Origin of the sequence: Amycolatopsis sp. lyj-109, assembly GCF_046548995.1 — a bacterium.
GTDB lineage: Bacteria > Actinomycetota > Actinomycetes > Mycobacteriales > Pseudonocardiaceae > Amycolatopsis.
Genome location: NZ_JAJPWR010000014.1, coordinates 192079 through 211935, shown reverse-complemented (window position 1 = coordinate 211935; position 19857 = coordinate 192079). Strand labels below are relative to the sequence as shown.

General features: G+C 72.3%; 20 protein-coding genes and 1 pseudogene. 7 read left to right on the top strand and 14 right to left on the bottom strand.

What is annotated here, in order from left to right; translation table 11 throughout:
• Positions 1-47: 47 nt before the first annotated feature.
• Positions 48-1307, bottom strand: coding sequence for a PucR family transcriptional regulator (locus ACLJQF_RS29780; protein ID WP_410613645.1), 1260 nt, complete (start codon positions 1305-1307; stop codon positions 48-50).
• A gap of 89 nt (positions 1308-1396) precedes the next feature.
• Between ACLJQF_RS29780 and ACLJQF_RS29775 the strand changes: the two genes are divergently transcribed.
• Positions 1397-1705 carry a hypothetical protein gene (locus ACLJQF_RS29775; protein ID WP_410613644.1) on the top strand — a complete coding sequence of 103 codons (309 nt, stop codon included), beginning with the start codon at positions 1397-1399 and terminating at the stop codon, positions 1703-1705.
• A gap of 129 nt (positions 1706-1834) precedes the next feature.
• Here ACLJQF_RS29775 and ACLJQF_RS29770 read toward each other — a convergent pair.
• Positions 1835-2182, bottom strand: a pseudogene (locus ACLJQF_RS29770) (FAD-dependent oxidoreductase); the annotation flags it as partial.
• 629 nt (positions 2183-2811) lie between these two features.
• On the opposite strand from ACLJQF_RS29770, the gene ACLJQF_RS29765 reads away from it, so the two are divergent.
• A complete protein-coding gene (locus ACLJQF_RS29765; RefSeq protein WP_410613643.1) occupies positions 2812-3237 on the top strand; it encodes a DoxX family protein in 426 nt (141 codons plus the stop codon).
• Positions 3238-3428: 191 nt separating this feature from the next.
• Here ACLJQF_RS29765 and ACLJQF_RS29760 read toward each other — a convergent pair whose 3' ends face one another.
• Both ACLJQF_RS29760 and ACLJQF_RS29755 read right to left on the bottom strand, forming a co-directional pair.
• The gene (locus ACLJQF_RS29760) at positions 3429-3947 is read right to left on the bottom strand and encodes a VOC family protein (protein ID WP_410613642.1); all 519 of its coding nucleotides are present in this window, start codon (positions 3945-3947) and stop codon (positions 3429-3431) included.
• A gap of 68 nt (positions 3948-4015) precedes the next feature.
• A complete protein-coding gene (locus ACLJQF_RS29755; protein ID WP_410613641.1) occupies positions 4016-4651 on the bottom strand; it encodes a TetR/AcrR family transcriptional regulator in 636 nt (211 codons plus the stop codon).
• A 50-nt stretch (positions 4652-4701) separates the two neighbouring features.
• Between ACLJQF_RS29755 and ACLJQF_RS29750 the strand changes: the two genes are divergently transcribed.
• From ACLJQF_RS29750 to ACLJQF_RS29735, 4 genes are all read left to right on the top strand, one after another.
• Positions 4702-5157: a YybH family protein gene (locus ACLJQF_RS29750; protein WP_410613640.1), complete on the top strand. Its 456-nt coding sequence runs from the start codon at positions 4702-4704 to the stop codon at positions 5155-5157.
• Between the two features lie 416 nt (positions 5158-5573).
• A complete protein-coding gene (locus ACLJQF_RS29745) occupies positions 5574-6206 on the top strand; it encodes an NAD(P)-dependent oxidoreductase (RefSeq protein WP_410613639.1) in 633 nt (210 codons plus the stop codon).
• Positions 6207-6246: 40 nt separating this feature from the next.
• Complete coding sequence (locus ACLJQF_RS29740) at positions 6247-7116, top strand: alpha/beta fold hydrolase (RefSeq protein ID WP_410613638.1); 870 nt, start codon at positions 6247-6249, stop codon at positions 7114-7116.
• Between the two features lie 4 nt (positions 7117-7120).
• Positions 7121-7711, top strand: coding sequence for a TetR/AcrR family transcriptional regulator (locus tag ACLJQF_RS29735; RefSeq protein ID WP_410613637.1), 591 nt, complete (start codon positions 7121-7123; stop codon positions 7709-7711).
• On the opposite strand, the gene ACLJQF_RS29730 is transcribed toward ACLJQF_RS29735, so the two are convergent.
• The 4 genes from ACLJQF_RS29730 to ACLJQF_RS29715 all read right to left on the bottom strand — a co-directional run bounded on the left by ACLJQF_RS29730 (position 7708) and on the right by ACLJQF_RS29715 (position 11217).
• Positions 7708-8250, bottom strand: a complete 543-nt coding sequence (locus ACLJQF_RS29730; RefSeq protein ID WP_410613636.1) for a dihydrofolate reductase family protein — start codon at positions 8248-8250, stop codon at positions 7708-7710. The two genes, ACLJQF_RS29735 and ACLJQF_RS29730, sit on opposite strands and share 4 nt — an antisense overlap.
• Before the next feature lie 105 nt (positions 8251-8355).
• Positions 8356-9480 carry a S1 family peptidase gene (locus tag ACLJQF_RS29725; RefSeq protein WP_410613635.1) on the bottom strand — a complete coding sequence of 375 codons (1125 nt, stop codon included), beginning with the start codon at positions 9478-9480 and terminating at the stop codon, positions 8356-8358.
• Positions 9481-9897: 417 nt separating this feature from the next.
• Positions 9898-10227: a hypothetical protein gene (locus ACLJQF_RS29720; protein ID WP_410613634.1), complete on the bottom strand. Its 330-nt coding sequence runs from the start codon at positions 10225-10227 to the stop codon at positions 9898-9900.
• 447 nt (positions 10228-10674) lie between these two features.
• Positions 10675-11217: a CGNR zinc finger domain-containing protein gene (locus tag ACLJQF_RS29715; RefSeq protein WP_410613633.1), complete on the bottom strand. Its 543-nt coding sequence runs from the start codon at positions 11215-11217 to the stop codon at positions 10675-10677.
• A 79-nt stretch (positions 11218-11296) separates the two neighbouring features.
• Here ACLJQF_RS29715 and ACLJQF_RS29710 point away from each other — a divergent pair, with 79 nt between their 5' ends.
• The gene (locus ACLJQF_RS29710) at positions 11297-12466 is read left to right on the top strand and encodes an MFS transporter (protein WP_410613632.1); all 1170 of its coding nucleotides are present in this window, start codon (positions 11297-11299) and stop codon (positions 12464-12466) included.
• A gap of 209 nt (positions 12467-12675) precedes the next feature.
• On the opposite strand, the gene ACLJQF_RS29705 is transcribed toward ACLJQF_RS29710, so the two are convergent.
• From ACLJQF_RS29705 to murD, 6 genes are all read right to left on the bottom strand, one after another.
• Positions 12676-13506, bottom strand: a complete 831-nt coding sequence (locus tag ACLJQF_RS29705) for an NAD(P)H-binding protein (protein ID WP_410613631.1) — start codon at positions 13504-13506, stop codon at positions 12676-12678.
• 74 nt (positions 13507-13580) lie between these two features.
• Positions 13581-14426, bottom strand: coding sequence for a cell division protein FtsQ/DivIB (locus ACLJQF_RS29700; protein ID WP_410613630.1), 846 nt, complete (start codon positions 14424-14426; stop codon positions 13581-13583).
• Positions 14427-14430: 4 nt separating this feature from the next.
• Complete coding sequence (gene murC, locus ACLJQF_RS29695; protein ID WP_410613629.1) at positions 14431-15843, bottom strand: UDP-N-acetylmuramate--L-alanine ligase; 1413 nt, start codon at positions 15841-15843, stop codon at positions 14431-14433.
• Entirely contained in the window at positions 15836-16960 is a 1125-nt protein-coding gene (gene murG / locus ACLJQF_RS29690; RefSeq protein ID WP_410613628.1) for an undecaprenyldiphospho-muramoylpentapeptide beta-N-acetylglucosaminyltransferase, read from the bottom strand. Before murG ends, murC begins: the two co-directional genes overlap by 8 nt.
• On the bottom strand, positions 16957-18459 hold the full coding sequence (gene ftsW / locus ACLJQF_RS29685) for a putative lipid II flippase FtsW (RefSeq protein ID WP_410613627.1): 1503 nt from the start codon (positions 18457-18459) through the stop codon (positions 16957-16959). The genes murG and ftsW overlap by 4 nt, the downstream gene beginning before the upstream one ends.
• Positions 18446-19852 (bottom strand): UDP-N-acetylmuramoyl-L-alanine--D-glutamate ligase, encoded by a 1407-nt coding sequence (gene murD, locus ACLJQF_RS29680; RefSeq protein ID WP_410613626.1) that lies wholly within the window; start codon positions 19850-19852, stop codon positions 18446-18448. Before murD ends, ftsW begins: the two co-directional genes overlap by 14 nt.
• Positions 19853-19857: the final 5 nt, after the last annotated feature.

The window sequence follows — 19857 nt, the reverse complement described above, 5'->3', positions numbered from 1 at the left end:
GCCGCCGGCCCAACGATCTTCGGCCCCGGTGGTCCGGGACACCAAAATCACGCCGGGGAGAGCACCGCCGAGCCCAGGCGGCAGCACAGGGCCAGGGCCAGCTCGACGTCCAGCCGCCCGTCGCCGAGGCCGCGCGGGAGGAGCTCCTGGGCCTTGCGGACGCGGTACTGCACCGAGTTCTTGTGCATCGTCAGCTCGGCGGCCGCCGCCGTGTAGCTGCCGCCGGTGGTCAGGAACACCTGCAGCGTCTCGCGCAGGCGGCCGCAGTTCTCGTCGTCGGCGGCCAGCGGGCCGAGCGTGCTCGCGACCCACAGGCGGGCCGCGTTCAGGTCGCTCGTCATCAGCGCGACCGTGCCGACCTCGCGGAAGGTCAGCACGCGGTCGCAGTGCTCCCCCGCCGCCAGGGCCAGCGCGTGCACCCGGCGGGCCTGCTGGTGGGTGTCGCGGAAGCCGGCGACCCCGGTGCCCGGGTCGCCGACGGTCACCCGCACGCCGGCTTCGGCGAGCGCCGCGTCGAGGTGCTCGCGGCCGACCGTCGCGCCCGGGGCGAGCGGCAGCCACACCCAGGCGCTGGCCTCGTCGCGGGGCACGAACAGCGGACGCCCCTGCCCGCCGACGCGCTCGAACACCGCGCCCGCGACGGACTCCAGCAGCGAGAGCGCGTCGTCGGCGAAGGCCTCCGACGCGTGCCAGACGATCATCCCCACGTGTGTGCCGCGCAGGCGGTAGCCGATCAGCGCCTCGGCCGCGTCGACGTCGGGCGGGCCGCCGTTGCCGTCGAGCAGGTCGGCCACCTTCGCCGCCCGCGCGGCGCTGCGGTTGAGCAGCCAGCGGTCGCGTTCGTCCTGGTAGACGCCGACGAGGTGGCGGACGACCCGGGTGATGAATTCGTAGGCGACCCGCAGCAGCCGGCGCATGATGGCCCCGAGCAGGGCCGCGTCGTCGACCAGCCGGGTGCACTCCTCGAACCCGAAGTCGAGCATCGCGGCCTGCCCGAGGTCGTAGGCCCGGATCAGGTCGAACACCGGGGTGCCGCGCTGCGCCAGCCGGCGCGCGTATTCGATCGCCGCGGCCGGCGGTTCGACACCGGCCGGGTCGATGCCGTGCCGGAAGATCTGCAGCGCCGTCTCGATGTTCTGGTACACGCTCGACGACAGCAGGCTCACCATGCGCTCGTCGTCGTTGACCAGCTGCGGCAGATCGGTGGCGTACAGCTGGACCAGCTCGCCGGTGAGCTCGCCCGCGCGGCCCTCGAGGGTGGCGGCGATCTGCCGGATGCGCTCCGAGACGACTTCTTCGTCCACCATGGAGCCACCTTAGGGGGTGGCACCTCAAGCCAGCCGAGGAACTCGTCGATCATGTCGAACGTCCGGTCCGGAGCCTGCAGCGCCGGCTGGTGCCCGGCGCCGGAACCACTTCGAACCGGGCGTCGGCGAACCCGGCCGCGTACGCCTTGCCGAACGCCGGCGTCGTCGTCTTCGCCCCAGATCAGCAGGGCCGGGATCCGGACCCGCGCGAGACGGCGCAGCAGGTTCGGATCGGCCAGGTTCGGGCCGGCGTAGGTCCGCATCGCGGCCGGGTCGGCCGGATCCGGTCCCGGCGCACCGGGCGGCGGCTGCGGCATCCGCACCGGGTGGCCCGCGATCTCCGGGCCGATCGCGTCGAGCAGGACGAGCCGGCCCAGCCGCCGCGACGATCGGGGTGACGCTGCGCGGTCCGGCGCCGCCGCGCAGGACGAGCACGGCGCGGTCGCCGGTGTCGGTGTCGGTGTCGGTGTCGGTATCGGTGTCGGTGTCGGTGTCGAGGAGGTCGAAATCCATGGGCTTTCCTTCTGTCAGCGCTGCGCGGCGAACCGCCTCATCTGCTCGACCATCGCGTCGAGTGCGCCGGCGGCGAAGCAGGTTTCGAGGTTGTCCGCCGAGGCCCGGGCGGCTTCTTCGGCGCGGGGGGACAGTGCGGCCTCGTAGGCCGAGAGAGCGCTTTCGACGTCGACGTGGTCCGCCGGCGCAAGGGGCCGGCCCGGTGGCGTCGAGCATGGCGAGGTTCGCACCCTCGCCGGCGAACGGCGACATCACGTGCGCGGCGTCGCCGAGCAGGGTCACCCCCGGCACCGCGCCCAGCGGTGGCCGACCGGCAGGGCGTGGATCGGCCGCGGGCTCAGGGCGCCCTCGCTGTCCGCGACAGGGCCGGCGTGACGCCGCCCAGCCCGCCACCGGCGATCGTGACGTGCGGAGTCATCAGGCCTCCTCGGGGCCGGGGCGCGCGGGGTGGCGACCGCGCCGTTCAGCAGCGCGTCGTACGCCCACCTCACGCGGGCGGGGCCGGGGCCGGAGACCAGGTCGCCACGATCCCCTCGCGCGTCAACGCGGGTTTCGCCGGGCGGCTCCCGGCGGTTGTACGTGCTTCCCGGAGTCACGCCGCCACTGTGGCGAACATGTTCGTGTGATCCACACCACCGGAATCAACACATCATTCGGGTGTGTGGAATACGACATTCGGATCCACCATTTGTTAAGTCGTCCGTTAAGTGCCCGCATCGAAAGACTCGAAAATAATCGCGAAAGTGCGAGCCGGATTATCCGGCGGTCTGGACCACTCGGGAAAGATCACCCGTACGGCGGCTTCTCGTTGCGCCACAAGGCGGCTGGACCCACGCGGACGCTCGCTCGTTATTTTCGAAACTGTTTACACGACATTTGGCGCTTGTGACGACTGTCCACGACCGGTATATCTGGGTGACTGAATTCGCACGGGGCCGGCCGCACAGCCGGCCGGTTCGCTGCCGCCCGCTCCCCGCTCACCGGAGGCACCATGCACCGCCTGGACCCGGCCCGCGACCACGTCGTCGGGCTCTACCGCATCGTCATCGGCCTGCTCTTCGCCTGCCACGGCCTCAAGACGCTCTTCGGCCTGTTCGGCGCGAAGTCCACCGCTGCCGTCGGAGCCTGGCCCGGCTGGTGGGCCGCCGTCATCCAGCTCGTGTGCGGCGTGCTCGTCTGCGTCGGCCTCGGCACCCGGGTCGCCGCCGTGCTCGGTTCCGGCTCGATGGCTTACGCGTACTTCGTCGTCCACCTGCCGACCGGCCTGTTCCCGATCCAGAACGGCGGCGAGGCGGCCGCGCTGTTCTGCTGGTCGCTGCTGCTCATCGCGTTCGTCGGCCCGGGCCGCTTCGCGCTGGACAACCTGTCCGTCCGGCAGCGCTCTTCGGAGCCGACGCGGGCGGGTGCCGCGGTCTAGTACTACAGGGCCAGATCGTTGCCTCGGTGCGGCCGAAGACGGCCTGCCCGGGACAGCCCCGATGCCGGTCTGCCATGTCTGGTCGTGAGTGTTTTTTAGGGTTAGAACCCTAATTACCACTCACGACCACCCAGCCACCGCAGACGGTGCCTCTATTCACCCAGGTCACGCACACAAGTGTCCCTGTAGCACTAGGAGGGGCGGGAGATCCCGACGCCGCTGCGCGCGTCGGGACCGTACTTCGCCAGCTCGCCCGCGAGGTCGAGCCGCCCGGGCGACGCGCTCTTCGTGCGGTCCGCGTCGGTCAGCAGGTCGCGGGGGATGATCCAGACGACCTCGAACTCCAGCCCGCTGGGATCCTTGGCGTACAAGGACTTCGTGGTTCCGTGGTCGGACGAGCCGACCAGCGCGCCCGCTTCGGTGAGCCGGGCGGCGAGTCGCTCGAGGTCCCCGAGGGTGTCGACCTCCCACGCGAGGTGGTACAGGCCCACCGAGGTCCGCCCGGCCCCGGAATCGGCGGCGTCCGCGCCGATCTCGAAGAGGCCGAGGTCGTGGTCGTTGGCCGATCCGGGCGCCCGCAGGAACGCCGCGCCCCGGTGCGCGTCACCGCCGTCGATGTACCCGAAGCCGAGCACGTCCCGGTAGAACGCCACGCTTTCGGCCAGGTTCCGGACGTAGAGCACGGCGTGGTTCAGGCGGAAGATCGACATCGAGGCTCCGTGCTGCGCGCAGATCGGTTGAAGTTTCAACTTGATGGTAGGCACGCAGTCCGGGCCGGTCAAGCCAGCAGGGCCGACCCCCACAACCGGCCGAGCCAGGCCGCGTACCGCTCGTCGGGCCACTCGCGCCGCTCGACGAGCTGGTGCCACAGCGTCCCGTCCGTCGTGGACCACAGCACGTCGCGGCATTCGTCCTCGGAGACCGCCAGCTGCCCGGTGCTCGCGGCGGCCCGGGCGTGCCCGGCCATCGCGTCCAGCCGCTGGCGGTCGATCTCGTCGAGCATCGCCGCCGCCGCGGGTTCGCTCGCCGCGGCGCCGCGCACGGCCAGGTGCAGCCGCGCGGTCCGCCGCATGGCCGCGGTGTTGAAGACGGCCAGCGCGGCGAACCGGGTCCGCAGGTCGGGCTGGGCGAGCAGGGCGCGCAGTTCGGGGCGCTCCAGCAGGGGTACGTCCTCGTCGTCGCCGCCCACGGCCACGTCCCACGCCCGGTGCAGCAGCGCGGGCTTGTTCTTGAACGCCGCGTAGACCGTCTCGGGGGCGACCCCGGCTTCGGCGGCGACGTCCGCGATGGTCGTCCGGCCGTAACCGCGCGTGACGAACAGGTCGTGCGCCGCGCCCAGGATCCGCCGCCGGTTCTCCCGCGCCTGCTCCCGGCGCCGGCTCGAGTCGTACTGCCGCTTGACCGGCCCGCTCATCCGATACATCCTCACTGTATTGAAAACAGCACGACTGTATTGGAGTCATCATGCCATCACCCACCGACGACTTCCTGGCCGAGGTGCTGCCGCGGCAGACCGCCGCCGAACGGGCCATGCACAACGGGGACGCCGGCCCCCGCGGCGAGCTCTGGTCCCACGCCGACCCGGTGAGCCTTTTCGGCGCCTGGCTGCCGATCCGGACCGGCTGGGCCGACGTCGGCGCGGCGTTCGAGCGCGTCGCGGCCCAGTTCTCCGACTCGCTCGGCTACCGCTTCGAGGTCGTCGCGGCGGGCGCGAGCGGCGACCTCGCCTACACCATCGGCTTCGAGCACAACACGGTGTCGGTCAACGGCACGCCCACGACGTACACCCTGCGCGCCACGCACGTGTACCGGCGCGAAGATGGCGGGTGGAAGATCGTCCACCGCCACGGCGACCGGCCGCCGGACGAACCCGGGCCCGAGGAGACATCGGCGGAGGCCCACTCTCGGTACGCCCGATGACCGACCGGGCGACAAACCTTCGACACCGCATCGAGGCCCTGGTCAGAACCGTCGGCGGTTCGTAGGGTGGATCCACCGCAGGACACCGTGTCAGCTGTCCCGCGGGCGGTGATGCCCCCGGAGCCGACCTTTCCCCGAAGCCACGTCCCGGGGCATCACCGCATCACCCGGCCGAGCGCACCACCGGCCCGAGCGCCGCACGGAAAGCCGGCCCGGCGCCGGAACGCGGCCACAGGATCCACAGTGGACACCGCAGGGCCGCCATCCGGTAACCCTGAGCGCGCCCCCGGCTCCGCACCCACTGTCGGCCGCCACCTCCCCCGCTTCCAGCCAGCCGCCGCGAGACCCCTTCCTCGTCCCGTTAACTTAGCCCTAAGCTATGCTTCTTAGCGTTAAGCAACCACTGAGGGAGACTCATGCGCATCACCGTGTTCGGAGCCGCCGGCGCCATCGGCCGCCGGGTCGTCGCCGAAGCCCTGGCCCGGGGTCACGAAGTCACCGCGGTCGTGCGGGATCCGCGCCGCGCCGCCGACCTGCCGGCCGAAGCCGCCGTGCGCCCCGGCGACGCCGCGAACCCCGAAGACGTCGCCGCCTTCGCCCGGGGCCAGGACCTCGTCATCACCGCGACCCGCCCCGCGCCGGGCCGCGAATCCGAACTCGTCGACACCACCCGCAGCCTGCTGGCCGGCCTGGCCGCCACCGGCGTGCGGCTTCTGGCCGTCGGCGGCGCGGCGACCCTCCGCACCTCCGGCGGGACGCTGGTGCTCGACACCCCGGGCTTCCCCGCCGAGCTGGGCCCGATCGCGGCCGCCTGCCGAGCCCAGCACGAGGTGTACCGCGCCGACACCACCGTCGACTGGACGTACGCCAGCCCGCCCCTGCTCATCGAGCCCGGCGAGCGCACCGGCCGCTACCGGCTCGGGCACGACGACGTGCTCGCCGACACCACCGGCCGCTCGGCGATCTCGATGGAGGACTTCGCCGTGGCCCTGCTTGACGAAGCGGAACGGCCACGGCACCACCGAGCCCGGTTCACCGTGGCCTCCTGAGCCCATTTACATACATACACCACGTATGTAACCTGGCCGCATGACGAAGCGCAGCGCATCACTGGGCCAGGAGCACCGCGTCCGGCTGCCCGCCGGCGAAGTGCGGTACTTCGAGCGGGGCACCGGAGCACCGGTCGTGTTCGTACACGGGGTGCTGACGAACGCCGAGCTGTGGCGGAAGGTCGTCCCCGACGTCGCCGCGGCCGGGTTCCGGTGCCTGGCACCGGATCTGCCGCTCGGCGCGCACGACATCCCGATGCGCGCCGACGCCGACCTCTCCCCCGTCGGCAACGCCGACGTCATCGCCGACTTCCTCGACGCGCTGGACCTGCGGGACGTCACGCTCGTCGCGAACGACACCGGAGGCGCCCTGACGCAGATCCTGCTCAGCCGCCGTCCCGGGCGGGTCGGCCGGGTCGTGCTCACGCCGTCCGACTGCTTCGAGTACTTCTTCCCCCCGATCTTCAAGGTGCTGCCGCCGCTGGCCCGGATCCCCGGGTCGATGGCGGTGCTCGGCCAGCTGCTGCGGATCCGCGCCCTGTACCCGCTGCCGATCCTCTTCGGCTGGGTGGTCAAGCGGCCGCTGCCGGACGCCGTCGCGCAGGCCTACCTCTCGCCGCTGCGGAAGTCCGCCGGCGTACGCCGGGACCTGCGGAAACTGCTGCGTGCCGTGCATCCGCGGCACACGCTCGCCGCCGCCGAGGCGCTGCGCACGTTCGACCGGCCGGTGCTGCTCGCGTGGGCGCCGGAGGACAAGCTGTTCCCGATCCGGCTGGCCCACCGGCTGGCCGGCCTGCTGCCGGACGCGAAGCTGGTGGAGGTGCCGGACTCCTACACCTTCCTGTCCGAGGACCAGCCCGCGGTGCTGGCCCGCCACGTCGTCGGGTTCGCGGGCGCCATGGCAGATTAGGCGAGTGCGACGTACCCAGCAGGACCGTTCCGCCGGCACGAAGGCCGCCCTGGTCGCCGCCGCGCGCGAGCTGTTCGCCGCCCGCGGCTACCAAGCGGTGCCGGCCGACGAGATCACCCGCGCCGCCGGGCTGACCCGCGGCGCGCTGTACCACCACTACGCCGACAAGCAGGGCTTGTTCCGTGCCGTCGTCGAGGAACTGGAACGCGAGCTGACCGAGGAGGTCCGGACCGCGTTCGCCGCCGGCCCGGACCCCCTGTCGGGCATGCTGCAGGGCCTCGGCGTCTTCCTCGACGCCTGCCTGCGCGAGGAGGTCCGCCGCATTTCGCTGACCGACGCCCCGGCCGTGCTCGGCTGGGACGTCTGGCGCGAAATCGAGGCGGAGTACGGCCTCGGCCTGCTCGTCGCCGTGCTGGAGCAGGCGAGCGCGGACGGGCTGATCGTCGAACTGCCCGTCCACGCCTTGGCTCAGCTGGTGCTCAGCGCGGTGATGGAAGCCGCGCGGATGATCGCCGCGGCCGATGACCCGGCCCGGACCCGCGCCGAGGTCCAGCAGGTCCTCGGCGGCTGGCTCGGGAGTCTCCTGCGGACCTAGCGCGTCCGGTAGGTGCCGAGGATCGCGGGCCCGACCCGGGTGGTGGCGACCAGCTCGAGGTCCACCGCGACGTCGAAGAGCCGGCGGCCCGTCCCCGCGACGCTCGGGAAGACGAGCAGGCGGTACTCGTCGACGAGGCCGTGGCGGGCCAGCTGCTGCGCGATCCCGACCGAGCCGATGACGACGACGTCCCGTTCTTCCCGCTCGACCGATTCGGCGAGATCTCCCTGCAGCAGCACGGAGTTCTGCCATGCGGACACGTCGTGGACGGTCCGTGACGCGACCAGCTTCGCCGCCGCGTTGAGGCGGTCGGCGAACTCGCCCGAGCGGCCGGGCCAGAGCTTCGTGAACAGTTCCCAGGTGGTCCGGCCGAACAGCAGGACACCGGTGTCGAGCAGGGCGCCGAGCCGGAACTTGTCCCCGGCCACCGCCTCCGGCCCGTGTCGGAAGGCCCAGCCGCCGGTGGCCGTGCCGCCGGAACCGTCCGGGTCCTCGACGACGCCGTCCAAGGTGGTGAACTCGACGACGATCACGCTCATGACTGCTCCCGGTGCCTGATCGCCGCGCCCCGGTGGCGCGGCCGCACCGGTACCTACCGGCGGCGGCCGCCGGATTCGTCGGCCGCCGCCGGCATTCCTCACCGGCTACGCCGTGACGAGGGACAACCCGTAGGTCTGGAGGATCTCGTTGACCGGCTGGAACCACGTCTCGCCGCCGGAGCCGCAGTTGCCCCAGCCGCCGGAGGTGACGCCCTGGCCCTGGTCACCGGTGATGAACGAGCCACCGGAGTCGCCGGGCTCGGCGCAGACGTTGGTGCGGGTCATCTGGTAGACCGCGCCCTGGGCGTAGTTGACGGTCTCGTTCTGGCCCAGCACCGTGCCGCAGTGCCAGTGCGTTGTCGAGCCCGAGCGGCACACCGACGTCCCGACCGGCGCGACCCAGGACCCGCGGACGAGCGCGTCGCTCACCGTGCCCCAGCCGAGCACGACCGGCGCGGTCCACCAGCCGCCGCCGATCCGGATGAACGAATAGTCGTTGCCCGGGAAGGAGGAGCCGGCGAAGGTGCCCATCCACGAGCCGTCCCAGCCGACGACCGAACTGCCCGTGCCGCCGCAGTGCCGGGCGCTGACGAAGCCGCCCTGCACGGAGAAGCCGATCGAGCAGCGGGTGTTGCCGTTGATGTAGTACGGGTCGCCGCCGACGGTGCCCGCCGAGAAGGGTTCGGCGGCCGGTGCGGTCGCCACCGTGACCGGGCCGGCCTTGGCCGCCCGCGCCAGGAAGGCGTCGACGTCGGCGCCACGCGCGCCCGGCCGCAGGGTGACCACGACGCTGCCGGCGCGTGGGTCGGCGCGCCAGCCGCTGACGGCGGCCGGGGCGGGCTCCGCCTTGGCCGATGCGTCGATGGCGGCCTTCGCGGCGTCGAGTTTCGCGGCGCTGGTCCGCGCCGCGACCGGCTCGGCCCCGGCCTGCCGGACGGCGGCGGCCGCGGCCGGGTCGGTCACGCCGACCACCAGCTTGCCCCGTGCGGGGTCGAACCACGCACCGCCGAACGCGGCGCCGGCGGCCTGTTGTGCGCCGGGCAGTACCCGGGCGGCGGACATTTCCTGGGTGAGCCGGGCCGACGCCTGCGCGGCGGTGAGCCCGAGATCCCGCTGCATGGCGGCGATCAGCCCGGGCGACGCCTGGGCGACGGCGGGAGTGAGGGCGGTCAGGGACGCGGTGAGGACGGCGGCGGCGCTGCCGAGAGCCAGGGCGATTCTTCGACGCATGGGAACTCCTCCAAGGCCGGGGGAAAGAAACACACCGTCCGCAGAGTGTGCGGTCCGGGCCGGCACCGGGTCCAGATTTGTCCGGTCTTCTGTCCGGAATTCCCTGTTGTTCATCCACTGTGGATACTCGAAAACACTGTCACAGTAAGAGTTTTCTTGCGCATGCCCGAGAGGCGGACTGGCCGTCGGCCCGCCCGCACCGTGCTGTCACCCCTTCTTCGCGGCGTTGCAAAAAGGTCTGAACCAAGTAGAACACGGCTTCGCGAGCGACGGCCCGGACGGGAGTCTGGCGGGCACCGGACGTGCCCGGCCGTCCCCTTGCCGGGCACGTCCCGGCACCGAATTCGCCGCCGGAATCCGGGCACGACACCGCCCGGCCACCGCGAAAAACGGCGGCCGGGCGGTTCCGTGCCCGAATCAGATTTCGTCGACCTGGTACGCGATCACCTGGGCGGGCACGAACAGTGCACCGGAGCACTCCGCGACCGCCGGACCGAACCCATAGGGCACCGGAAGACCGACCGCCAGCCAGAACGCACCGCCGTTCGCGCAGTGCGCGATCACGCGGTATCCGTAGCCCTCACCGGGAAAGCAGCTCACCGAAACGCCCTGTCCGAACAGGATCCCGTAACGCTCGCCGAAGCAGCCGGGTGGCGCGAAATCACCGGTCGCCGCGGCCGCCGGCACGGCCGACAGACCGAACAGGGAAAACACCGCGATCGCAAAAACCGCGCATTTCCTTCGCATCGCCACTCCTCAACTGCCGAGAACCCGACCTCATCAGCGTAGAAGTGCGCAAGAATTACCGGCAATTCATCGGGCCAGTGAATCGGCGCGCAGCGGAAAGTCACGGCGCTGCTCCATCCGGGCTAGCCCGTGCCCCTGGACGGATGGCGGATTCCCCACCGTCGCCCGCAAACGCGGATCCGCCGCCACTGGAGGTGGCCGCGGGTGCGCCGGACCAGACCACTCGCCGCGAACCAGGGTGCGTCGCGTCCGCACGCCGCGAATGACTCATTCGGGGCGCCGGAGGGTGCTGTTGGCGAAGTCGGGCCAGGGTCCGGCTTACAGTCCTGCCGCGGCTGGTCGTGAGTGGTAATTCGGGTTAGAACCCGAATTACCACTCACGACCACCAGCCACGGCAAACGGTGACCTTGTTTCCCCAGGTCACCCACACAAGTGTCCCTGCAGTACTAGCGGTGGCCGTCGGTCACCTTCGCTCGATAAGTCGACTTCTTCGCTTGGTTCCCGCACACCCCCATCGAGCACCACCGCCGCGTCCCCGGCCGGGACGTGTCCAGGAACAGCGCCCCGCAGCGGGCCCCCTCGCACCGCCGAACCCGCGCGAACTCCGGCGACGTCACCAGCTCCAGCGCGTCCCGGGCCAGCAACGCCAGCATCGCCGACGCGGGATCCGCGGCCTGCCACCGCAATTCACCCGACGACGTCAGCGAAGGCGCCGGCACCGGCAGCGCCGCGACGCGGTTCAGCCGCTGCCGCGTCGACGGGCGCGCCGAAGCCGTCAGCAGCTCGTGGATCGCCTCGCGCAAGACACGAGCGTCGGTCGCCGACTCCGGGTGGACCGGGGTGGCGAACGGGCCGAACCGGTCGATCCACGCCCCCCACGCCGGCGCGTCCGGCAGCTCCTCCGTCTCCGACGGCGTTCCCCGGTACCGGAGCGTCCGGATGAAGTCGAGGCACGGGCGGCCCGCTCCCGCGCGGAATCTGTCCGTCATACGGGTCACCGTACGCCGGAACCGGTTTGACTGGTACCGTCGGGAACCGATCAAACCGGTTCCAATCCTGGGGGCGCAGATGACCGAGACGGAGCAGAAGGCCCCGCCCGGCTGGCTCGTGCTGCTGCTGGCCGTCTCCTGTGGACTGACCGTCGCCAACCTCTACTACGCCCAGCCGTTGCTCGTCGAGCTCCGGCAGGCTTTCGGCGTCGGGGAGGCCGCCGCCGGCGGGGTGGTCACCGCCACCCAGATCGGGTACGCCGCCGGGATGCTGCTGCTCGTCCCGCTCGGCGACCGGCTCGAGAACCGCGGCCTCGTCGCGACCCTGCTCGCGGTCGCCTGCGCCGGCCTGGTCGCCACCGGGATCGCGCCCGGGTTCGCCGTGCTGCTCATCGCTTCCCTGGCCGTCGGGGCGGCGTCGGTCGTCGTGCAGATCCTCATCCCGTTCGCCGCCGACCTCGCCCCCGACGCCATCCGCGGCCGGATCGTCGGGCGCGTGGTCAGCGGGCTGCTCTTCGGGATCCTGCTCTCGCGCGTGGTCGCCAGCCTGCTCGCCGAGGTGACCAGCTGGCGCGTCGTGTTCCTGATCTCGGCGGGGGCGATGGCGGCGCTCGCCGTCGTGCTGCGGTTCATCCTGCCGCGCCGCGCCCCCAAGACCGACGTCCGCTACGGCGAGCTGCTCCGCTCCACCTTCGCCATGGCACGGAAGCACCCCGCGCTGCGCCACCGTGCCCTCTACCAGTCGGCGATGTTCGGCGCTTTCAGCGCCTTCTGGACGACCATCGCGTTCGTCCTCACCGCGCCGCCCTTCAACTACTCCCAGCTCGGCGTGGGCCTTTTCGCGCTGGCGGGCGCGGCCGGCGCCGCGGTGGCGCCGCTGGCCGGCCGGTGGTCGGACCACGGCCACGGCCGGCGGCTCACCGCGGCCGCCTTCGTGCTCTGCGCCGCGGCTTTCGCGCTCGCCGGCCTCGGCGCGCACAGCGTCATCCTGCTGGCGATCGCCGCGATCGCCGTCGACACGGCCGTGCAGACCACGCTGGTGGTCGGCCAGCACACGATCTACCAGCTCGACCCGTCCGCCCGCGCCCGGATCAACAGCGTCTACCTCGGCACGTTCTTCATCGGCGGCGCCATCGGCTCCCAGGCCGGGTCGATCGCCTACCACCTCGGCGGCTGGACGGCGGTCGTCGTGTTCGCCGGCGTGCTCCCGCTGCTCGGCCTGGCGGGAATGACCCGCACCCGCACCTGACGCCACCCGGCTCGCCGTCCACGCTCTGCCGCGGCCGGTCGTGGGCGCGTGGGCGGGCGGTGCGGGCGCCGGCTCCGGCAGGTGGGTTGGGCCCCAAGGCGGCCTTGGGTGCGTCAGACGCACCGAAGGCCGCCTTGGGTCGCTTGCCGGACCCTCGCGCACTCAGCGTCCACAACGGCATTCTCCACGAATCGTGAACGGTATGCCCCCTAGCCGAACACCGCCCGGTTCGCTCCCACCCACTCCGCGTACGTCGTTCCCGGCCGGCCCAGCAGCTGCTCGACGACGCCGGTCGGCACCTGCGGGTGCCGCAGGGTTTCCGCGAAGCCTTCGAGCAGCCAGCCGACGGCCGATTCCGGGACGCCGTACCCGATCCACTGCGCGCGCTGCTCCGCCGGGGTCAGCTCGCGGAACCGGATGTCCTTGCCCAGCACCGAGGCCAGCGTCTCGGCCTGTCCGCGCAGGCTGATCGCCTCCGGTCCACTGAGGACATACGTCCGGCCGGTGTGCCCGGCCGAGACCAGCACCCGGGCGGCCACCGCCGCTATGTCGGCGAGGTCGATGGGTGTCTGCGTCGCGTCGCCGTAGGCCATCGCGAGCTCGCCCGCCCGGACCATCGGCGCCCAGTCGAGCGTGTTGTTCATGAACACGCCGGGCCGCAGGAAGGTCCAGGCGAACCCGGCCTCCCGGACGGCGGTCTCGACGGCGGCGTACTCGTGGCCGCTGGACCCCTCGTGCTCGTCCCCGACGCTGCTGCCCGACAACGCGACGACCCGCTCGACGCCGGCCTCCGAAGCCAGCTCGCAGAACCGCCGGACGGTCCGCGCCATCGGCGCCAGGTACACCGCCGAGACGCCCTTGAGCGCGACCGGCAGCGTCGACGGCCTCGCCAGCGACCCGACGACCACCTCCGCCTCGGCCGGCAGCTGCGCGCGTTCCGGGTCGACGGTCAGCGCCCGCACGGGCTCGCCCGCCGCGAGCAGCTCGTCGACCACCAGCCGGCCGACGCTGCCGGTTGCGCCCGTCACCAGGATCGTCATGAGCGTCCTCCTATTCTCGTATGTCGTACGAGATCGTACGGCATACGAGAACACTGGTGCACACGATCGGGATTTCAGGAGGTGATGGTCGGCAGTTCCGGCGCCGCGACGTCGTAGACCTTGCCGTCCTGGGTGAGCAGCGCGGCCAGGACCTTGGCCTTGCGGTCCGTCTGCTCCGCGGTCCCCCAGCGGACGATCTTCCCGTTGGCCAGCGTGAACTCCACGCTCGCCGGTGTCTTCGCCGTCGCCGTCGTGACCTGCTTGAGCAGCTGCTCCGGGATCACCCCGAGCACCGCCGTCACCGCGCGCGTCACCGGGTCGTCCGCCGACACCTTCGGCAGCTTGAGTTCCGGCAGGCCCGGCGGCCGCGCCGGGACCGTCTTGAACACCACTCCGCCGCCGTCGACGAGGTGCACGCCGTCGCCGCCCGGGCCGCTGTCGAAGAACGCGATCGCCGCCCGCTCGGTCACCGTGATCTCGACCGTGTTCGGCCACGAGCGCGACACCTCGACCGTCGCGATGCCCGGCATCGCCGCCACCCGGTCGCGGATTTCGTCGGTGCTCAGCCGCAGCAGCGGCTTGTCCGGCTGGATCGCCGCGACCGTGCGGATCTGGTCGGCCGGCACCGTGCGGGCGCCGCTGACCGAGACGTCCTGCACGCCGAGCATCGAGCTGAAGAACAGCAGGTAGACCAGCGCGACCCCGGTGAGCACGGACAGCAGCGCGACCCACCGGCGGCGGATCTCCACCGGACGGCTGGGCCGGGTGCGGGCGCTCGGCTTGGGCCGCGCGGCGCGGGTCCGGCGGCGCTCCTCCTCGGAGCGCCGCCCCCGGCGTTGCCGGGCCAGGGTGGCACGATCCGGCACGTCCACTGGTTCCTCTCCGGAGGACGGACGGCGGCGTTCCCTGGTCGGACTCATGGCCTCAGCGCTTGTCCAGCTCGGCGAGGATCTCCGGACCCAGCTGCGTCACGTCCCCGGCGCCCATGGTCACCACGAGGTCGCCGGGCTTGGCCAGCCCGGCCGCCAGCGGCGCGGCGACGTCGAACGCCGGCTCGTAGTGCACCGCCGCGGTCACCCGGTCCGCGATCAGCGCGCCGGTGACGCCGGGCTCGGGCTCCTCGCGCGCGCCGTAGACGTCCAGCACGACGACCTCGTCGGCCAGCGACAGCGCCTCGGCGAACTCCACGGAGAACGTCTTGGTCCGCGAGTACAGGTGCGGCTGGAACACCACGATCACCCGCCCGGACCCGGCCGCCGTCCGCACCGCCCGCAGCTGCGCGGCCACCTCGGTCGGGTGGTGGGCGTAGTCGTCGTAGACGCGGACGTCGCCGGCCCGGCCCTTGAACTCGAACCGCCGGCGCACCCCGCCGAACGCGGCGAGGCCGTCCACCAGGCCCGGCACCGGCGCGCCCAGCTCGATCCCGGCCAGCAGGGCCGCGATCGCGTTCAGCGCCATGTGCTCGCCCGGCACGGCGACCCGCACGGACAGCTCCGAGCCGTCGAGCAGGAGCCGCACGACCCCGCCGTCCGGCGCCGGGACGTAGTCCAGGACCCGCGCGTCGCCCGGATCGGTCACCGTGCGGCCGTAGCGGCGCACCCGGACGCCCAGCTCGGCGGCCTGCTTGCCCAGCTCGTCGGCCGCGAGATCGTCACCGCAGACGATGAGCAGCCCGCCCGGCACGATCCGGCCCACGAACTCGGTGAACACCTTGGTGTAGGCCTCGGCCGTGCCGTGGTGGTCCAGGTGGTCCGGCTCGACGTTCGTCACGACGGCGACCGACGGCGAGTAGGTCAGGAACGAGCCGTCGCTCTCGTCGGCTTCGGCGACGAACACGCCGCCCTCGCCGTGGTGGGCGTTGGCGCCGGACTCGTTGAGGTCGCCGCCGATGGCGAACGACGGGTCGAGCCGGCAGTGCTGCAGCGCCACGGTGAGCATCGAGGTCGTCGACGTCTTGCCGTGCGTGCCCGCGATGCAGGCGACGCGGTGGCCTTCCATCAGCCCGGCCAGCGCCTGCGCCCGGTGCAGCACCGGGATGCCCGCCGCGCGCGCCGCGGCCAGCTCGGGGTTGGTCTCCTTGATCGCCGTCGAGACGACCACGGCGGACGGCGGTTCGGCCAGGGCCGCAATGTTCGAAGCCGCCTGGCCGACGAACAGCTCGGCACCCTGGGCCCGCAGCGACAGCAGCGCGCGCGACTCCTTGGCGTCCGAGCCCGACACGAAAGCGCCCCGGGCCAGCAGGATCCGCGCGATGCCGGACATCCCGGCCCCGCCGATCCCGATCAGGTGCGCCCGGCGCAATTCCTCAGGCAGTTCGAGCTGTGCCGACTCAACCACGGGCGGTCTCCAAAACGATCCGGGCGAGGGTCTCGTCGGCCTCGCGGTGGCCCATGCCGACCGCCGCCGCGCTCATCTTCGCGACGCGGTCGGCGTCGGTGACCAGCGGAACGACCAGTTCGGCGACCTTGGCCGGACTCAGGTCGGCGTCGTCGATCATCAGCGCGGCACCCGCGTCGACGGCGGGACGGCCGTTCGACGCCTGCTCGCCGTTGCCGATCGGCAGCGGGACGAACACCGCGGGCAGCCCGACCGAGGTCACCTCGGCGACGGTCATCGCGCCCGAGCGGCAGATCGCGACGTCGGCCGCGGCGTAGGCCAGGTCCATCCGCTCCAGGTACGGCACCGGCAGGTACGCCGGCTTGCCCGGGAACTCCTGCACGACCAGCGTGTTCTTCGGCCCGTGCGCGTGCAGGACGCCGATTCCGGCGTCCGCGAGGTCCTTCGCCGCGCCGGACACCGCGGCGTTGATCGACTGCGCGCCCTGCGAACCGCCGAACACCAGCAGCGTCGGCGCGTCCGGGTCCAGGCCGAAGAACTCGCGCGCCTCGGCCCGCAGCGCGGCCCGGTCCAGGGTCGTGATCGACCGCCGCAGCGGGATCCCGACGACCTCGGCGTTCGGCAGCGTCGTCCCCGGAACGGCGACGGCGACGCGCTTGGCGAACCGCGCGCCGACCTTGTTGGCCAGGCCGGCCGACTTGTTGGCCTCGTGCACGACGATCGGGACGCGCCCGCGGGCGGCCAAGTACGCGGGCAGGGCGACATAGCCGCCGAAGCCGACGACGACGTCCGCGCCGACGCGCTGCAGCACCTCGCGGGTCTTGCGGACCGAGTCGCGGACCTTCAGCGGCAGCTTGATCAGCTCCGGCGTCGGCTTGCGCGGCAGCGGCACGGGCGGGATCAGCTCCAGCCGGTAGCCGCGGGCCGGGACGAGCTTGTTCTCCAGGCCCCGCTCGGTGCCCAGCGCCACGACCGTCGCGTCCGGGCGCAGCCGCATGACGGCGTCTGCCAGGGCGAGGGCGGGCTCGATGTGTCCTGCGGTGCCACCTCCGGCGACCACGACCACGGGCCCCTTGCCCGCGGCGGCTCGCTCGGTTCCCTTGACGGGCTTACTCACCTATGACCTCTCCGGTTCGCGGTACTCCGGGTACCACGGCTCGCTGTTGTCCGCGCGGCCCCGCCGCGAGACGTGGCCGTGCTCGTCCGTGCCGCGCTGCGGCGCACCGGCTCGCGGACCGACCTGCGTCGTTCCTGAGCCGGGGCGGGCCGGGCCGCACGGGGCGCCGGCCTGGCCGCCTTCGCCCCACTCCGCCCCGCCGCCTTGCGCGTGGCGGGCGGGCGGTACGGGTCGGGCGCGGGCAGCCGCAGCAGACGCCCGAATTTACCCGGCCCCTGTGTGCGCAGCGCGGCCACCGCCTCCGGTTCGTGCCGAGCGGCGTTCGCGAGCACGCCCATGATGAGCATGGTGATCACCAGCGAGGTGCCGCCGTAGGAGATGAGCGGCAGCGTGACACCGGTGACCGGCAGCAGGCCGACGACGTAGCCGATGTTGATGCCGGCCTGGGCCACCAGGAACACCGTCAGCGTGCCGGAGACGATCCGGATCCACGGGTCGATGTTGCGGGTGGCGATCCGCAGGCCCACGATCGCGACCCCGCCGAACAGGGCGAGCACGACGACGCAGCCGATCAGCCCGAGCTCTTCGCCGATCAGGGCGAAGATGAAGTCGTTCTGCACGTTCGGCAGGTAGTTCCAGCTGGCCGCGCCCTGGCCGAGGCCCTTGCCGAGGACCCCACCGTCGGCGAGCGCCAGCTTGGCCTGGTTGGCCTGGAAGCCCCCGGCGCTGGTGTCGGCGTCCGGCGAGAGGAACGACATGACCCGGTCCAGCCGGTAGGGCGCGATGACGGCGAGCACGAGCACGCCGGCCAGGCCGCCGGCCAGGATGACGCCGAAGAGCCGTTTCGGGGCGCCGGCGAACCACAGCAGCGCCAGCAGCACCACGGCGAGGGTGACCGTGCCGCCGAGGTCGGGCTGCAGCATGACCAGGGCGAACATCAGCAGCGCGATCGGCACCACCGGCACCAGCAGGTGCCGCCACTGGTGGATCACGTTGTACTTGATCACCAGGATGTGCGCGCCCCAGAAGGCCAGCGCGACCTTCGCGGCTTCGACCGGCTGGAAGGTGAACTCGCCGATCTTGAACCAGCCCTGCGAGCCGTTGACCGTGGAGCCGAGCGGGGTGAGCACGAGCATCAGCAGGGCGAGGCAGATCACCGTCGCGGTGGCCGACATCCGCCGGATCCGCTCCAGCTTGACCCGCAGGCCCAGCCAGAACACGACCGAGCCGAGCGCGACGAACACCAGGTGCTTGACGAACAGCGAGTACACGCCGCTGCCGGTCTTCGGGTTGTAGGAGGTGACCGACGACGCCGAGAGCACCATGACGACGCCGATGACGGTGAGCACGCCGGTGAGGGCGAGCACGAGGTGGAACGAGGCCAGCGGCCGCGAGAGCCACGCGGTCAGCGCGGTCCGGACGGCGACGAAGCCGCTCTCCTTGCGCTCGCGGCGCGGCCGCTTCGGCGGCGGTGGAGGTTTCGGTTCAGCTGTCGTCACTCGGCTCCCCCGCTGCGTCGTCGCGGAGGACACGCACGGCCGCGGCGAACGCGTCGCCGCGCTCGCCGTAGCTCGAGAACATGTCCAACGACGCCGCGGCGGGTGCCAGCAGCACCACGTCACCGGGCCGGGCCATCGCGCTGGCCGCACTCACCGCCGCAGTCATGGGTTCATCGTCACCCGGACGGAGGCTGTTCACCGGGACATCCGGCGCGTGTCGCGCGACCGCGGCGGCGATCACGGGTGAATCGACGCCGAGTAGCACAACTCCCCGGAGACGGCTTGCGATACTGCTCACCAGCTCGTCGACCGAGGCGCCCTTGAGCTGGCCCCCGGCGATCCACACGATGCTCGCGTGGGCGCGCAGGGACCCGGCGGCCGCGTGCGGGTTGGTCGCCTTCGAGTCGTTGACGTAGCGGACCCCGGCCACCTCGGCGACCTCGGCGGCCCGGTGCGGGGCCGGCTGGTACTCGCGCAGGCCCTTCAGCACGGCGTCCGGCGAGACGCCGTGGGCGCGGGCCAGCGCGGCCGCGGCGAGGGCGTTCGCGACGTTGTGCGGGCCCGCCGGGCGCACGTCGGAGAGCGTCGCGAGTTCCTCGGCGCTGTTCGCCGGGTCGGCGACGAAGGCGCGGTCGACCAGCAGGTCTTCGACCACGCCCAGCTCGCCGGCGTGCGGGGTGTCGAGCTGGAAGCCGACGCGGCGGGCGCTCTCGGGCGCGTGCTCGGCGGCGATCCGGGTGGACCAGTCGTCGTCGGCGTTGTGCACCGCGACCTTGGCGCGGGCGTAGACCCGGCCCTTCGCGGCCGCGTACTCGGCCATCGAGCCGTGCCAGTCGATGTGGTCTTCGGCCAGGTTCAGCACCACGGCCGCGTCCGGGGCCAGCGTCGAGGACCAGTGCAGCTGGAAGCTCGACAGCTCCACCGCCAGCACGTCGTACCCCGCACGGACCGCGTCGAGCGCCGCGTAGCCGATGTTCCCGCAGGCCACGGCGTTGCTGCCGGCGGCTTTGAGGATCGATTCGAGCATGCCGGCGGTGGTCGTCTTGCCGTTGGTGCCGGTGATCACCAGCCACGACGGCGGGTGCTCGCGCAGCTGCCCGACCCGCCAGGCCAGTTCGACGTCGCCGATGACCTCGACGCCCGCCTCGGCCGCGGCCACGAGCAGCGGCGACGTCGGCCGCCAGCCGGGGCTGGTCACGACGAGTGCTGTTCCCTCAGGCGGCTCGGTCAGCCCCGGCACCAGCTCGGCGCCGAGGCCCGCCAGCTCGGCCAGGCGCTCGGCGTTGCCGTCGGTGACGGTGACGCGCGCACCCAGCTCGACCAGCACCGGAACCACGGACTTGCCCGTGACGCCGGCGCCGGCGACCAGAACGTGACGACCCGAGATCTCCACTTCCA